We start from the raw sequence: 14081 nt of genomic DNA on the forward strand, positions 1-14081 counted from the left end.
GGTGAGAGTCCACTCCCTCAGGAGGTTCCCATGCAGTACGCCTTGATGTTCTACTCCGAGCCTGGCGCGGGAGAGGCGTTGTCGGAGGCGGAACGCGATGTGGCCCGGGCCGACTTCTCGGAGCTGCTCCACGACCCCCGGCTCGTGGTCGGCGCCCAGCTTGCTCCGGTGGAATCGGCCACGAGTGTGCGCGCGCATGCAGGCCGCACCCTGGTCACCGATGGCCCGTTCGCCAACACCAAAGAGGTGCTGGGCGGCCTGGTACTGGTCGAGGCGGCCGACCTGGACGAGGCCCTCGAGCTGGCAGCCGCCGTCCCCATCGTCCGTTTCGGCGGGGTGGTCGAGGTCCGCCCGGTGGTGGCGCGCTGACCACTCTGGAGCAGGTGTTCCGCGACGAGTGGGGCCGTGTACTGGCCTCACTGGTGGGGTATCTCGCCGACTTCGACCGGGCGGAGGACGCAACCCAGGAGGCGTTCACCATCGCGGCGCAACGCTGGCCGGTCTCCGGCGCGCCGACCAACCCCGGGGCGTGGCTGACGACGACGGCCCGCAACCGGGCGATCGACCGGATCCGTCGCGAGCGCACGTTGGCGCAGAAGTTCCCCTTGCTTCAGGCGGCGGAGACGACCATGGACGAGTTCGACGACACCCCGATCAAGGACGAACGGCTCGAGCTGGTCTTCACCTGCTGTCACCCTGCTTTGCCCTTGGAAGGGCAGGTGGCGCTCACGCTGCGGGCACTGGGCGGATTGGAGACGGCCGAGATCGCACGGGCTTTCCTGGTGTCCGAGGAAGCCATGAAGCGTCGCCTGTCGCGCGCCAAGGCCAAGATCAAGGCCACGGGCATCCCGTTCGCGGTCCCGGACGCGCACCTGCTCCCGGATCGCCTCGACGCCGTCCTGGCAGTCGTCTACCTGATCTACAACGAAGGCTACGCGGGCCGGGTGGACCTCGCTGCGGAGGCAATACACCTCGGGGGCGTCCTTGCCGGGTTGATGCCGGACCAGCCGGAGACCCACGGGCTGATGGCGCTGATGATGATCCACCATGCACGACGGCGGGCCCGGTTCGCCGGTCAGGACCTGGTCCTGCTGGAAGACCAGGACCGCTCCCTGTGGGACCGGGACCAGATCGCCGCGGGACGAGCAGCGCTCGACCGTGCGCTCGCGCTCGGCGGGCGGGGTCCGTATGTCGTCCAAGCCGCCATCGCCTCGCTGCTCGCGGTCGAACGGGTCGACTGGCCGCAGGTGGTCCAGCTGTACCGCCGGCTGGCCGACCTGACTGACTCACCGGTGGTGCGGCTCAACGGAGCCGTGGCGTTGGCCCAGGACGGCTACCCCGAGGTGGCGCTGCGCGAGGTGGAAGCGCTCGACCTCGACGACTACCTCTACTACCACTCGACGCGCGGCGAGCTGTTGCGCAGGGTCGGCCGCGACGAGGAGGCCCGCGAGGCCTATCGACGGGCCCTCGACCTTGCGAGCAGCGTCCCCGAGCGCAGGTTCCTGACCAGGCGGCTCAACCAGACCTGACCGGGCTGTCCCACCAGGTGGTGTCCCTTCGTCGTCAGTATGACGGTGTCGTCCACGACGACACGGCATACCGCCTGCGGCGTAGAGCACGCGGCACCACCACACCATTGGAGGAGACAGTGGGACCCACCATCTCGACCGTGACGCACCCCGACTATCGAGTCGGCACGTGGAAGGCGGACCCGGTGCACTCCGAGATCGCCTTCTCCGTGCGCCATCTCATGCTGAGCAACGTGCGCGGCCGGTTCACCCGATACGACGTCACGATCAACACCGGCGAAGATATGTCGGAGTCGTCGATCACCACGACCATCGAGCTCGCGTCGATCGACACCGGCAACCAGCCGCGCGACGAGCATCTCCGATCCGCCGACTACCTCGACGTCCAGCACCACTCGGTGATGAGCTACCGCTCCACCGGTATACGTCGCGACGGCGACGGATGGGTCGTCGACGGCGAGTTGACGTTGCACGGCATCACCCGGTCGGTGTCGTTGACCAGTCAGGTGAACGGGTTCGCCGCAGACCCCTTCGGGGGTCGGCGGGCCGGATTCTCGGCCACAGCGAAGATCAGCCGGCGAGAGTTCGGCATCGGCGCGGCCCTCCCGCTGGACGGCGGTGGCGTCGCGGTCGGAGACACGGTGGCGATCAGTCTGGAGATCGAAGCCGTCCTGCAGCAGTGAACCCGGGGTCCAAGGCCCGTTCGAGGGACCGCGCTGAGCTCGGCCGCCCTGGCGGCATGACCACGTCGCGCGCTGGAACCGAGCTCAGTATTGCCCTCCGTGGACTGGTTCTCCGGTGCCGGTAGGTCTGACGCGGCCACCTCTCGACGCGTTCTTCGCCCCGCTGCTCGTCCGGCGAGGACCCGGCGGGAGGATGCGGCTGTGGACGAACACGACACCGACGATGAGCTGGAGCTGCGTGAACCGGTGCTCCGTAGCTGGCGGGAGAGTGACCGATTCATTCCCCGCAGAGTGGTTCGCCCAGCGCAGCGGCTGATGGACCTCGAGGTGAGCGCAGCCGTCCTCATGTTCGTGGCTGCAGTCATGGCGCTGGCCTGGGCCAATTCCCCCTGGGGCGATTCGTACCTGCGGTTCTGGAACACCCGGATCGACGTGTCCGTCGCCGACGTCAGCGTCCTGCGCATGGACCTGCGTGGGGGAGTGACCGATGGCTTGATGACGATCTTCTTTCTGGTTGTTGCCCTCGAGATCAAGCGGGAGTGGGTAAGCGGCGAACTGCGTGACCGGAAGACTGCGGCGCTGCCGATCGTGGCCGCAGCCGGGGGGATGGTCGTGCCGGCCTTGATCTATGCCGCCTGGAACGCGGAGGGCCCAGCGTCACACGGCTGGGGCATCCCCATGGCCACTGACATCGCCTTTGCGGTGGCGGTGGTCGCCCTGGTCGGCGGGAGAGTGCCGGCCAGCGCCCGACTGTTCCTGCTCACCCTCGCGATCGCCGACGATCTCGGCGCCATCCTGGTGATCGCTCTGTTCTACTCCGGCGGCCTTTCCGCCTACTGGCTGTTGGGCGCCATCGCCATGGGCATCGCGGCCTGGCTTCTCCAGCGCGTGAACGTCAGATCCATGTCGGTGTTTGTCGCGTTGGGTGTCGTCTGCTGGTACATGCTGCGCCAGTCGGGCGTCAACGCGACCATGGCGGGGGTGGCCTTCGGTTTCCTCACACCAGCTGGCTCCTTCCTGCCGAGTGACCAATTCGGTGACGTCGCTCGCGGTCTGGCCGCTCGAGTCGGCGACCGCACCAAGGACGGCCTCACAGAGGCCGACGTTGACGAGAACGCCAACAGCCTTCGCGAGATGGTGCGCCTCTCGCGTGAGACTCAAGCTCCGTTGGACCGCGTCGCCTGGCGTCTGGGCAGTTGGTCGGCCTTCGTGGTGGTCCCCGTCTTCGCTCTGGCCAATGCCGGCGTACAAGTTCCACACACATCTCCCGGCCGCTGGCTGACCAACCCGGTGGTCCTCGGTGTCGGAGTTGGTCTCGTGCTGGGCAAGACCATCGGGGTCTTCGGCACGTCGTGGGTCTTGGTCAAGCTGGGCTGGGTGCGTATGCCCGGCAGTATGACCAATCGGCACCTGCTCGGGGTATCGATCTGCGCGGGCGTGGGATTCACGGTGGCGTTGTTCGTCGCACGCCTCGCCTTCGCTGAGGCAGAACTGGGTAACGATGCTCGGCTCGGGATCATGTCTGGCAGTCTCGTGGCTGGCGTCATCGGCTACTTGGTGCTCCGGTATCTGTGCGGCCGAGAACCGGCGGCTGCCGCCTCTCTCGATCGTTGAGCCTTGCCCGGGTAGGGTCCAACGATGCGCTTGGAAGACACTCCGTTCGACGTCACGACCTGGGCGGCTGTTCCGGTGGTGGAGCATCCCGGTGCGAACGGCGTGGCACGCTGGCGCTCCTGCCAGTTCGGCCACCTTCGCGTCCGGATGGTGGAGTACTCACCCGGCTACCGCGCCGACCACTGGTGCACCAGAGGCCACATACTGCTGGTCCTGGAGGGTGAGCTCGTCACAGAGCTGAGTGACGGGACGGTCTACACCATCCCGGCTGGAAGCAGTTACCAGGTCGGGGACGACCTATCGGCCCACCGCTCGACCGCCCCCCGCGGAGCCAGGTTGTTCGTGGTGGACTGACGGGCCCGCGGTGTGGGAAGCGACTTCACCTGCCCGGGCTCGAGCAACGACCACCCGGTTGACGCTCTAGGCTGGCGGCGTGTTGGAGGTGCGCCTCACCGAGGCAGCGTGCGTTCTGGTTGACCACGCCGTCGCGGTCATCCGCGCCCTCGCTACGACGACGAGAGGTGGGTCATGTCAAGGATCGCGCTGACGACAGACATCGGTGAGGGCCTGGGACGCTGGGAGCTGGGGGACGACGAGGCGCTGCTCGGGATCGTCACCAGCGCCAACATCGCGTGCGGGTTCCACGGGGGCGACCCGAGCATCATGCGCCGCACCTGCGAGACGTCGGTCAAGAACGGCGTCTCGATCGGCGCGCAGGTCAGCTACCGCGACATCCACGGTTTTGGCCGCCGTTACATCGCCGTGCCGCAACGCGAGCTGACGGACGACCTGCTCTACCAGCTCGGTGCCCTCCAAGCCTTCGCCAAGCTGGCCGGCGGGCAGGTCGACTACGTCCGAGCGCATGGCGCGCTCTACAACGTGGCCGCCACCAACACCGAGCACGCACAGGCCATCGTCGACGCCACCGTGGCATTCGACCGCAACCTCCCGCTGCTCTGCCAGGTCGGTACCGAGACCTGGCGGTTGGGCGAGGAGGCCGGACTGCGCACCGTGGCCGAGGCGTTCGTCGACCGGGCCTACACGCCCGAAGGGCTCCTGGTCCCGCGCACCGAGAGCAATGCCATGCTGCGCGATCCGAGGGAGGCGGCCGAGCGGGCCGTCGAGCTGGCCACGAACGGCAACATCACTGCGGTCGACGGCACCTCGATCCACGTCGACGCGGAGGCACTGCTCGTGCACTGCGACACCGAGGGGGCGGTCGAGATCGCACGCGCCACCCGGGCGGCATTGGAAGCCGCGGGAATCGATCTCGTCCCCCTCAGCTGATCATGGCCGACATCCCCTTCGGGCTGGCCATCGAGAACTTCACCTCGAGCCACACGAGCCCCCGCGTCGGTGACCTGGTGCGCTATGCCACGCGGGCGGAGGAGCTGGGCTTCCGCTCGCTGTGGGCTTGGGACCACCTGTTCCTGGGCAGCCGGCAGCCCTTCCCGCAGCTCGAGGCATTGACCACGCTCGCGGTCCTCGCGGCCCACACCGAGCGCGTCACCCTCGGCACCGGTGTCCTGGTCCTGCCGATCCGTGACCCGGCCCTGCTCGCCAAGACCGCCGCCACGATCCAGCAGGTGTCCGGCGGCCGGCTCTGCCTCGGAGTGGCGGCCGGCTGGTACGAGCGAGAGTTCGAGGCGACCGGCACGCCATACAGAGGCAGGGGTTCCCGGTTCGAGCGCAACCTGGAGATCTGCAAGCAACTGTGGACCCAGGACGAGGTGAGCGGGGTCTGGGATGACCTGTCGTTCCGGCGAGTGCGCATGCTTCCCAAGACGGAGCGTCCGGGCATCCTCATCGGCGGCTACGTCGACCGGGTGCTGCGCCGTGCCGCGACGCTGGGCGATGGATGGCTGACCTACTTCTACACGGCCGACGCGTTCGCGGAGTCATGGGCCAAGGTGTGCCGCTTCGCCGAGGAGGCCGGGCGGGACCCGGGGGAGTTGCGCAACGTGTCGCAACTTCCGTTGTGCATCGGCGATTCCCACGAGGCGGCAACGAGGCAGATCGGACCCTGGCTGGCGTCCTACTTCGACACCCCGGAGTGGAGCAACGCGACACCGGACAGCGCCATCCGCGGCACGCCCGAGCAGTGCGCCGAGCAGTTGGCCGCCCACCTGGACGCCGGCGTCCAGGAGATCTGCCTGGTGCCCTACGGCTACGAGAGCGAGCAGGTCGAGCGGTTCGCCGCCGAGGTGAGTCCGCTGCTGGAAAGGAGGCCGCGGTCATGACAACCTCCGGGATCACCGCCCCGGCCGACACCCTGCGCGCCCGCCGCGAGCTGGAGTCGGGCCCAAGCCGCGTTCGTGAGAAGTTGACAACCGCAAGGGAAGCCGTCGCCGCGCACGTGCATGACGGCGACGTGGTGGCAGTCGGCGGGACCAACCACGCCCGCACCCCCATGGCTCTGCTGTGGGAGGTGCTGCGCCAGGGCCGCACCGGCCTCGCGCTTTCCCGCCCGTTGACCTGCTTCGAGTGCGAACTGTTCCTCGCCTCGGGCGCGGCCGACCGCGTGATCACCAGCTGGGTGGGGATCGGCCACGGGTGGGGCCTCGCCCGTGTGCTGCGGGAATTCGTCGAGCAAGGCCGCGCCACATATGAGGAGTGGAGCCATCTCGGGCTCGGGCTGCGCTACAAGGCTGGGGCCATGGGGATGCCCTTCCTGCCAACCCTGAGCATGCTCGGCTCCGACCTGGCCGACCGGCTCGAGCTCAAGACGACCACCTGTCCGTATACCGGGCAGGTGGTGCACGCCGTGCCCAGCCTCAACCCTGACGTGGCGCTGATCCACGTCCAGCAGGCTGACCCGTTCGGCAACTCGGTGATCGACGGCTACCAGCTGATGGACGCGGACGTGGCGCCTGCCGCACGGCGTGTGATCGTCTCGGCCGAGGAGATCGTGTCCACCGACGAGCTGCGTCGTGATCCTGCCCGCACGGTGATCCCCGGGTTCGCCGTGGACGCCGTGGTCGAGCAGCGCTTCGGCGCCTACCCACACGAGTGCTACGGGCGCTACGACACCGACAAGGACGCGTTCTCGTCCTACATGGAGCGCGTGAAGCAGGAGGGTGCCGAAGGAGCCCGAGCCTACGTGCGCGAGGTGCTCGCCCACGGCGACTTCGACTCCTACCTCGAGGCGGTCGGTGCGGATCGTCTCGCGACGCTGAGCCGTGTGGAAGGACTGATGCCGCAGTGATTACCACGACGGGCGCCCGACCCGACGAGGTCATGACGATCAGCGCGAGTCGACTGCTCGAGGACGACAAGGTGATGTTCGCCGGCATCGGGCAGCCGCTGCTTGCTGCGGGCCTGGCCCGTCGCCGCCAAGCGCCGGGTCTGACGGTGATCCTCGAGGGGGGCATGATCGGCGTGCAGCTGCTACCCGGCGAGTTCCCGGCGTCCACCAACGAGATGCGGGCCGCGGTGGGAGCTGAGATGCTGACGAGCGCAACGGACATCTTCCTGATGGCCCAGCGGGGCTTCTTCGACTACGGCTTCATCGGCGTCGGCCAGATCGACCGATACGGCAACGTCAACACCAGCCTGATCGGGGCACACGACCAGCCATCGGTCCGGCTGCCCGGGCCGGGCGGGGCCAACGACATCGCATCGATGTGCAACCAGACGTTGATCGTGACCAGCCACGAGCCGCGGCGGTTCGTCGAGCGGGTCGACTACATCACAAGCCCCGGCTACCTCGAGGGTGGCAACTCACGAGCGGAGGCGGGGCTCCTCCACGGCGGCCCGTCCTTCGTCGTCACCGACCTCGCGCTGATGGACTTCGAGCCGGAGAGTCGCCGGATGCGCCTGCGCGGGCTGCAACCCGGGGTGTCGGTCGAAGACGTCCAGAACGCCACCGGGTTCCAGTTGCTCGTCGCTGAGGAGCTCGACGCCCTCGACCCGGTCAACGCCGAGGAGCTGGCCATCCTGCGCCAACTCACCGGGCGCGTCTGAGACCCGGGGCAGCCCCGCTGGGCCGCCCCAGGTCAGGCATCAGTTCTGCTGATACACCGAGTCGGGGACATCGGTGACGAACATGTGGCCCGGGGCGTGCGTGATGGCGAACGGCGGCTTGGAAGCCATCAACGCCGCCTGAGGCGTCACACCGCACGCCCAGAAAACCGGTACGTCCCCCTCCTCGAACCGGACGGGCTGACCGAAGTCCGGTTGCGCGAGATCCGTGATGCCCAACGCCTCGGGCGCGCCCACGTGCACGGGCGCACCGTGCACCTCGGGCATGCGGCCGGTCACCTGGACGGCCTTGGTCACCAGGCCAGCGGGGATGGGACGCATCGAGACCACCAGTGGCCCGGACAGGCGTCCCGCTGACCGGCACTGCGTACTGGTGCGATACATGGACACGTTGGTGCCCTGGTCGATGTTGCGCACCGGCACCCCTGCCCCGATCAGCGCGTTCTCGAAACTGAAGCTGCAACCGATGAGGAAGCTGACGAGGTCGTCCCGCCAGAGGTCTGCGACGTCCGACGGCTCGTCGGCCAACTCGCCGTCGCGCCAGACGCGGTAACGGGGCAGGTCGGTGCGCAGGTCCGCGTCGGGCGCCAGCACCGTGCTGGTCACGCCCGGCTCGGTGACGTCGAGCAGCGGCACTGGCTTGGGGTTGCGTTGCCCGAAGAGCAGCATGTCGAACGCCCAGTCCTTCGGCAGGATCACGAGATTCGCCTGGGTGAAGCCAGTTGCCCAGCCGCTGGTCGGCGTGACCAAGCCGTCGCGGAAACGCCGGCGGGCCTCGCGCGGCGAGGAGCGTCTCGCCTCGTCCCGCTCGACCCGGGTCGCGGGGATGTTCGCTTGTTCGGTCGTGGTCATCACGCAGTCTCCTTAGATGTCGTGCTCGCACCGCGGTCGGCGGGCGCCGTGCCGCCCGCAGCGAGCATCGGCCCGATGACCCGGCCGAACGCTTCGACCTCGTCCTCGGGCAGGTGATAGTGGTCTTCCCAGGTATGCGTGGGAAACAGGAAGACCCGCTGCAGGCCGACCTCGTCCCGGGCCCGCAGCAGCCGCTCGGCGCAGTGTTCCGGGGACCCGAAGAGACCAAAGGCGTCGAGGATCCGGTCGACCAGCTCGTCGTCCAGGGAACCGGGGTCGAAGTCCTCGGCCAAGTCGATCCCGGCCTCACGCAGCCAGCGCAGATTCGACGCGCTCGGATAGGTCAGCCAAGGCTTGTCCTTGCGGAACCATGCCCGTGGCCAGCGGCGCACCTCGTCCTCATCGCCGAGCCCGATGGGCACGATGAGGATCTCCTCCAGCGAGGCAGGGTCGCGGCCGGCCCGCTCCGCGCCGCGTCGGACACACTGTCGGGCGGCCTCGACGCTGCCCGGGTCGAGGCCCACGAGCATCATCACGCCGTCGGCCACCTCGCCGGCCAGCTCCAGCAGTTTGGGACCGGAGGCCAGCACGATGACCCTGGAGCCGGCAGCCGGTCGGTTGGACAGCTCGAGCGGGTGACCGTCCCAGTCGGCCCGTCCGGGGCCGAGCAGTCCGCGCAGCGTCGTCACGATCTGGCCGAGCCGCGCGCGCGCGGCTCGCGGCTGCCCCGCCTTCTCTACGGACAGGAAGCCGGGTGCCACAGTGACGAAGGCACGTCCCGGGGCCAGCTCGTCGAGCGAGTTGACCAGCGACGCGAGCACGAGTGGGTGCCGGGTGACGACGTTGGACGTGGCGGGGAACAAGGCGATCCGGTCAGTGGCGTACGCCATTGCACTGAGGGCCAGGTAGGCGTCCCGCCCGGTGTGGTGGTGGTCGGGCACACCCACGCCGTCGAGTCCGGCCCGCTCACAACGCGCCGCGAACGCGGCGAGCTCGGGCAACGGACGCCCGAGTGGCACCCGGATGCTCACCTCGATCGGCTTCATCGGGAGGGGATTCCCTGAGGAGCAGCCACGATCGCGTGACCGCGTTCGTGAGCGCTGTCGGCGCGGTAGGCGGACAGCAGCTGGTCCTCCGAGTCGCGCAGGTAGCGCTGAAGCTCATCGGCCGCCTGCTCGACTTGCCCGGCCTCCAGCAGGCTCAGCAGCTCGTGGTTACGGGCCAAGTAGGGCTCGTGCCACTTGCGGGCGTCACCCACGACGTGAAACGCCAACCGTAGCTCGGCGAGCAGTCGCCGGACGACCTCGTCGGCGTGCGGACTGCCTCCGAGCCCGACCAACTCCTGGTGAAACCGCATGTTGGCGGTGCCGAGCGCCCGCCAGTCCTCACGCCGCTGTGCCACGTCACCGTCATACACCGACTCCCGGACCGATGCGAGCTCGTCGGGATCGAGGGCTGGCAGTAATCGCAGCGTGCCGCACTCCACGAGTCGACGCATGTGGTAGACGTCGACGAGGTCGGCCTCACCGAGCTCACGCACGAAGACGCCGTAGTTGAGCCGATGCACCAGCAGACCGTCGTGCGCGAGCAGCCGAAACGCCTCACGCAAGGTGTTCCGCGAGATGCCGAGCGGCCCGACCAGGTGCTCCTCGCGGAGTTGCTCGCCGGGCAGCAGGCTGCCCTCGACGATACGTCGGCGCAAGATCTCGGCGGCGCGTTCGGCGACCGTGCCTCGTCGTGCGGTCATCCTCCACCTTCGTCTTCGGGCTCGTGGGGCAAGGCGGGTGTCCACAGATAGAAACACACCCTTGTCGCATTGTTCAACACTCCCTATGGTGTGTCCATGCCATCGGTCGAGAAGTCCGATCAAACCCCTTCCGGAGACAGCTCCGCCACAGCTGGGGCCGTCCGCAAGACAGGCTCGCGTACGACGCTGATCGGCGCGGTCTTCCTGATGGCGACCTCGGCCATCGGACCCGGGTTCATCACGCAGACCACGTCGTTCACGGTCCAACTGGGCGCCGCGTTCGCCTTCGCCATCATCATTTCGATCCTGGTCGACATCGCCCTACAGCTGAACGTATGGCGGGTGATCGGGGTCGCGGGAAAGCGGGCCCAGGAGCTGGGCAACCTGGTGCTCCCGGGACTCGGCTGGGTGATGGCCGCGCTCGTGCTCATCGGTGGATTCGTCTTCAACGTCGGCAACGTGAGTGGTGCCGGCCTGGGCACCGACGCGATGTTCGGCCTGACCCCCAAGTGGGGTGGCGCGCTCTCCGCGCTGTTCGCGATCGGGATCTTCGTGTACAAGCGGGCCGGACTGGCGATGGACCGGTTGGTGATCCTGCTCGGTGGGTTGATGATCGGTCTGACCGCTTACGTCGCCGTGACCTCGGGCCCTCCGGTGGGGCAAGCGCTGCGCAATGTCGTGCTGCCCGAGAAGGTCGACTTCCTGGCGACGACGACGCTGATCGGCGGCACCATCGGTGGCTACATCGTGTACGCCGGCGCCCACCGGTTGCTGGACTCCAAGATCACGGGGCCGCAGAACGTCGCAGACATCACCCGCACCTCCATCATCGGGGTGCTGGTGACCGGGGTCATGCGGATCATCCTCTTCCTGGCGATCCTGGGTGTCGTTGCGTCGGGTGCGAAGCTCGACCCGGCAAGCCAGGCCGCCTCCGCGTTCCAGCACGCGGCCGGGACGGTCGGTCTGCACATCTTCGGTGTGGTGCTGTGGGCTGCCTCCATCACCAGCGTGATCGGCGCTTCCTACACGAGCATCTCCTTCATCACCTCCAGCACCCGCACCTCCGAGCGCACCCGCTCCCTGCTGGTGGTGGGCTTCATCGTCATCACCACGGGGATATTCCTGGCCATCGGGGCAGCCCCCGTGACGCTGCTCATCTTCGCCGGCGCCTTCAACGGGTTGTTGCTGCCGGTTGGCATCGGCATCGTGATGTGGGTCGCCTGGCGACGCACCGACCTGCTGGGCGGCTATGACTACCCTCGCTGGCTGGTGGTCATAGGGGTGCTCGCCTGGCTGCTGACCATCTACCTCGCGATCAAGTCGATCGGTCCCGTGATCGACCTGTTCCACTGATCAGGCACCCAACGGAAGCGGAGGCACACTATGACCAGCGTCGACCTGAACTCGGATCTGGGTGAGGGATTCGGCCACTGGACGCTCGGTGACGATGACGCGCTGCTGAAGGTCATCACCAGCGCCAACGTCGCGTGTGGCTTCCACGCGAGCGACGCCTCCATCATGCGGCGGGTCTGCGAGCGCGCGGTCATGGAGGACGTCGCGATCGGTGCCCAGGTGGGTTACCGCGACCTGCCCGGCTTCGGCCGCCGGTTCATCGACATCGAGCCGGAGGCGCTGACCCAGGACGTGATCTATCAAATCGGCGCGCTCGAGGCATTTGCCCGGGTGGCCGGCTCGCGGGTGCGCTACGTCAAGCCGCACGGCGCGCTCTACAACGCGATCGTCCACCATGAGGAGCAGGCCGCCGCAGTGGTGCAGGCCATGCTCGACTACGACCGCACACTTCCAGTGCTGGGGCTGCCCGGCTCCGCGTGGGTGCGTCAGGCCCGCGAGGCCGGCCTGACGGTGGTCGAGGAGGCCTTCGCCGACCGTGCCTACACCCCGGAGGCCACCTTGGTGTCGCGCCGTCTGGAGGGAGCTGTGCTGCATGACGGCGCAGCCATCGCCCAGCGGTGCGTGGCGATGGCCACCGGCGGCACGATCAAGGATGTGGAGGGCGGCGACCTCACCATCACTCCCGGCTCGATCTGTGTCCACGGCGACACCCCGGGCGCCGTGACCATTGCGCAGCAAGTCCGGGATGCTTTGAGCGAGGCGGGCGTGTCGCTCTCCGCTTTCGCCCCCTGATGCGTGTCCTGCCGAGCGGGAGTACAGCACTGCTGGTCGAGCTGGAGCACCTGGACGAGGTGCTCGCGCTCTACACCGCGCTGATCGACCTCCAACTCGAGGGCGTGATCGACGTCGTCCCTGCCGGGCGCACCATCCTGCTGTCCATCGACCCGGACGTGACTGAACTGTCCACGGTGGAGCGGGAAGTGCGTGCCGCCGAGCCACGCCATGCGGCACGGAAATCGGGAGAGCTGGTGGAGATCCCGGTGGTCTACGACGGGCAGGACCTCGACGGCGTGGCAAAGATCCTCGGATGTGACGCGGCAGAAGTCATCCGCCGACACACTGCCGACGAGTGGACTGTCGCCTTCTGCGGATTCGCCCCCGGATTCGCCTACATCACCTCCGCCAGCGGCGCCTGGCAGATCCCACGCCGAGAGAGCCCCCGCACCTCCGTCCCCGCTGGATCAGTCGGACTGGCAGGGGAGTTCAGCGGGATCTACCCGCAGGCTTCTCCCGGTGGGTGGCAGTTGATCGGGCACACCGAGGTCGCCGTCTTCGACATCGATCGAGAGCCCCCGGCACTGCTCAGTCCTGGCACGCCGGTCCGCTTCGTCGACGTAGGGCGGTCATGACCGACACCCTCGCAACCCTGACCGTGGTGGAGCCCGGCCCGTTCACCACCGTGCAGGACTCAGGACGACCCGGGCAGGGCTCGCTGGGCATCGGCCGCTCCGGCGCCTGTGACCGAGCCTCCTACCAGTTGGCCAACCGCCTGGTCGGCAACCCCAACGGCGCCGCGGCCCTCGAGGTCACTCTCGGCGGCCTGGTCGTCCGCGCTGAGGGCGACCTCTGGGTCGCAGTCACCGGGGCGCCGTGCCCGGGCGTGCCCCTGAACTCGCCCGTGCTTCTTCGCCGGGGCGAGCAGTGGCGGTTCGGGGTGCCGTCTGTGGGCGCGCGCAGCTACCTCGCGGTCCGCGGCGGCATCGACGTGCACCCCGTGCTGGGCTCGCGGTCCACCGACGTGCTGGCTCGCCTGGGGCCGGACCCCCTGAGCGTCGGAGACCGGCTCCCCATCGGGACATCAACGGATGCCATGCCCGGGGTGGACGTCGCGGCCGTTCCAGCTCCGACGGGCGATGAGCTTCGGGTGCAGGTCCTACCCGGGCCTCGACGCGACTGGTTCAGCGACGACGCATGGCTCTCCCTGCTCGACCAGCGATACACGGTGACCCCGGACAGCAACCGAGTCGGTCTGCGCCTGGACGGGATCCCGCTCGAACGCACCAACAACGGTGAACTCATCAGCGAGGGAATGATGCGCGGAGCGCTGCAGATCCCGCCCTCCGGCACGCCGGTGCTGTTCCTGGCCGACCACCCGGTCACGGGGGGGTATCCGGTGATCGGCTATGTCGCCGACCACGACGTGGACCGCTGTGGGCAGCTGCAGGTCGGTCAGGGGCTCCGCTTCACCACACGCCCGTCTCGATAGACGTCCTTCAGCGCGGTCGCCCCTGGTGTCGGCGCCGGGCCCCGTTCGCGACGACT

At 68.3% G+C, this 14081-nt stretch carries 16 protein-coding genes; 13 read left to right on the top strand and 3 right to left on the bottom strand.

Features of this window, described 5'->3' with window-relative positions:
- The first annotated feature begins 30 nt into the window (after window positions 1–30).
- The 9 genes from FCN22_RS03655 (at window position 31) to FCN22_RS03695 (ending at window position 7789) form a co-directional block, all read left to right on the top strand.
- Window positions 31–369, top strand: coding sequence for a YciI family protein (locus FCN22_RS03655; protein WP_137120162.1), 339 nt, complete (start codon window positions 31–33; stop codon window positions 367–369).
- Between the two features lie 14 nt (window positions 370–383).
- On the top strand, window positions 384–1529 hold the full coding sequence (locus FCN22_RS03660) for an RNA polymerase sigma factor (protein ID WP_238384493.1): 1146 nt from the start codon (window positions 384–386) through the stop codon (window positions 1527–1529).
- Window positions 1530–1669: 140 nt separating this feature from the next.
- A complete protein-coding gene (locus tag FCN22_RS03665) occupies window positions 1670–2212 on the top strand; it encodes a YceI family protein (RefSeq protein WP_137120164.1) in 543 nt (180 codons plus the stop codon).
- Between the two features lie 201 nt (window positions 2213–2413).
- Window positions 2414–3826 (top strand): Na+/H+ antiporter NhaA, encoded by a 1413-nt coding sequence (gene nhaA / locus FCN22_RS03670; protein WP_137120165.1) that lies wholly within the window; start codon window positions 2414–2416, stop codon window positions 3824–3826.
- A 24-nt stretch (window positions 3827–3850) separates the two neighbouring features.
- Window positions 3851–4180: a DHCW motif cupin fold protein gene (locus FCN22_RS03675; protein WP_137120166.1), complete on the top strand. Its 330-nt coding sequence runs from the start codon at window positions 3851–3853 to the stop codon at window positions 4178–4180.
- Between the two features lie 174 nt (window positions 4181–4354).
- Window positions 4355–5113, top strand: coding sequence for a LamB/YcsF family protein (locus tag FCN22_RS03680; RefSeq protein WP_137120167.1), 759 nt, complete (start codon window positions 4355–4357; stop codon window positions 5111–5113).
- 2 nt (window positions 5114–5115) lie between these two features.
- Window positions 5116–6066 (top strand): LLM class flavin-dependent oxidoreductase, encoded by a 951-nt coding sequence (locus FCN22_RS03685; RefSeq protein WP_137120168.1) that lies wholly within the window; start codon window positions 5116–5118, stop codon window positions 6064–6066.
- Complete coding sequence (locus FCN22_RS03690) at window positions 6063–7031, top strand: CoA transferase subunit A (protein ID WP_137120169.1); 969 nt, start codon at window positions 6063–6065, stop codon at window positions 7029–7031. Before FCN22_RS03685 ends, FCN22_RS03690 begins: the two co-directional genes overlap by 4 nt.
- Window positions 7028–7789, top strand: coding sequence for a CoA-transferase subunit beta (locus tag FCN22_RS03695; protein WP_202911378.1), 762 nt, complete (start codon window positions 7028–7030; stop codon window positions 7787–7789). Before FCN22_RS03690 ends, FCN22_RS03695 begins: the two co-directional genes overlap by 4 nt.
- A gap of 39 nt (window positions 7790–7828) precedes the next feature.
- On the opposite strand, the gene FCN22_RS03700 is transcribed toward FCN22_RS03695, so the two are convergent.
- The 3 genes from FCN22_RS03700 to FCN22_RS03710 are packed head-to-tail and all read right to left on the bottom strand — an operon-like array spanning window position 7829 to window position 10406.
- Window positions 7829–8659, bottom strand: a complete 831-nt coding sequence (locus FCN22_RS03700) for a putative hydro-lyase (protein ID WP_137120170.1) — start codon at window positions 8657–8659, stop codon at window positions 7829–7831.
- Complete coding sequence (locus FCN22_RS03705; protein ID WP_137120171.1) at window positions 8659–9705, bottom strand: LLM class flavin-dependent oxidoreductase; 1047 nt, start codon at window positions 9703–9705, stop codon at window positions 8659–8661. Before FCN22_RS03705 ends, FCN22_RS03700 begins: the two co-directional genes overlap by 1 nt.
- The gene (locus tag FCN22_RS03710; protein ID WP_137120172.1) at window positions 9702–10406 is read right to left on the bottom strand and encodes a GntR family transcriptional regulator; all 705 of its coding nucleotides are present in this window, start codon (window positions 10404–10406) and stop codon (window positions 9702–9704) included. Before FCN22_RS03710 ends, FCN22_RS03705 begins: the two co-directional genes overlap by 4 nt.
- A 96-nt stretch (window positions 10407–10502) precedes the next feature.
- Between FCN22_RS03710 and FCN22_RS03715 the strand changes: the two genes are divergently transcribed.
- The 4 genes from FCN22_RS03715 to FCN22_RS03730 are packed head-to-tail and all read left to right on the top strand — an operon-like array spanning window position 10503 to window position 14025.
- A complete protein-coding gene (locus FCN22_RS03715; RefSeq protein WP_137120173.1) occupies window positions 10503–11759 on the top strand; it encodes an NRAMP family divalent metal transporter in 1257 nt (418 codons plus the stop codon).
- A 30-nt stretch (window positions 11760–11789) separates the two neighbouring features.
- On the top strand, window positions 11790–12551 hold the full coding sequence (locus tag FCN22_RS03720) for a LamB/YcsF family protein (RefSeq protein ID WP_137120174.1): 762 nt from the start codon (window positions 11790–11792) through the stop codon (window positions 12549–12551).
- Window positions 12551–13168, top strand: a complete 618-nt coding sequence (pxpB, locus tag FCN22_RS03725) for a 5-oxoprolinase subunit PxpB (RefSeq protein ID WP_137120175.1) — start codon at window positions 12551–12553, stop codon at window positions 13166–13168. Before FCN22_RS03720 ends, pxpB begins: the two co-directional genes overlap by 1 nt.
- Window positions 13165–14025 carry a 5-oxoprolinase subunit C family protein gene (locus FCN22_RS03730; RefSeq protein ID WP_137120176.1) on the top strand — a complete coding sequence of 287 codons (861 nt, stop codon included), beginning with the start codon at window positions 13165–13167 and terminating at the stop codon, window positions 14023–14025. The genes pxpB and FCN22_RS03730 overlap by 4 nt, the downstream gene beginning before the upstream one ends.
- Window positions 14026–14081: the final 56 nt, after the last annotated feature.

This window comes from Segeticoccus rhizosphaerae, assembly GCF_005222685.1.
GTDB lineage: Bacteria > Actinomycetota > Actinomycetes > Actinomycetales > Dermatophilaceae > Segeticoccus > Segeticoccus rhizosphaerae.

Excerpts from the sequence above, each read along its gene's own strand:
- FCN22_RS03655 (WP_137120162.1), top strand. The coding sequence starts at position 31 with ATGCAGTACGCCTTGATGTTCTACTCCGAGCCTGGCGCGGGAGAGGCG.
- FCN22_RS03675 (WP_137120166.1), top strand. The coding sequence starts at position 3,851 with ATGCGCTTGGAAGACACTCCGTTCGACGTCACGACCTGGGCGGCTGTT.
- FCN22_RS03680 (WP_137120167.1), top strand. The coding sequence starts at position 4,355 with ATGTCAAGGATCGCGCTGACGACAGACATCGGTGAGGGCCTGGGACGC.
- FCN22_RS03685 (WP_137120168.1), top strand. The coding sequence starts at position 5,116 with ATGGCCGACATCCCCTTCGGGCTGGCCATCGAGAACTTCACCTCGAGC.
- FCN22_RS03690 (WP_137120169.1), top strand. The coding sequence starts at position 6,063 with ATGACAACCTCCGGGATCACCGCCCCGGCCGACACCCTGCGCGCCCGC.
- FCN22_RS03700 (WP_137120170.1), bottom strand. The coding sequence starts at position 8,659 with ATGACCACGACCGAACAAGCGAACATCCCCGCGACCCGGGTCGAGCGG.
- FCN22_RS03705 (WP_137120171.1), bottom strand. The coding sequence starts at position 9,705 with ATGAAGCCGATCGAGGTGAGCATCCGGGTGCCACTCGGGCGTCCGTTG.
- FCN22_RS03710 (WP_137120172.1), bottom strand. The coding sequence starts at position 10,406 with ATGACCGCACGACGAGGCACGGTCGCCGAACGCGCCGCCGAGATCTTG.
- FCN22_RS03715 (WP_137120173.1), top strand. The coding sequence starts at position 10,503 with ATGCCATCGGTCGAGAAGTCCGATCAAACCCCTTCCGGAGACAGCTCC.
- FCN22_RS03720 (WP_137120174.1), top strand. The coding sequence starts at position 11,790 with ATGACCAGCGTCGACCTGAACTCGGATCTGGGTGAGGGATTCGGCCAC.
- pxpB (WP_137120175.1), top strand. The coding sequence starts at position 12,551 with ATGCGTGTCCTGCCGAGCGGGAGTACAGCACTGCTGGTCGAGCTGGAG.
- FCN22_RS03730 (WP_137120176.1), top strand. The coding sequence starts at position 13,165 with ATGACCGACACCCTCGCAACCCTGACCGTGGTGGAGCCCGGCCCGTTC.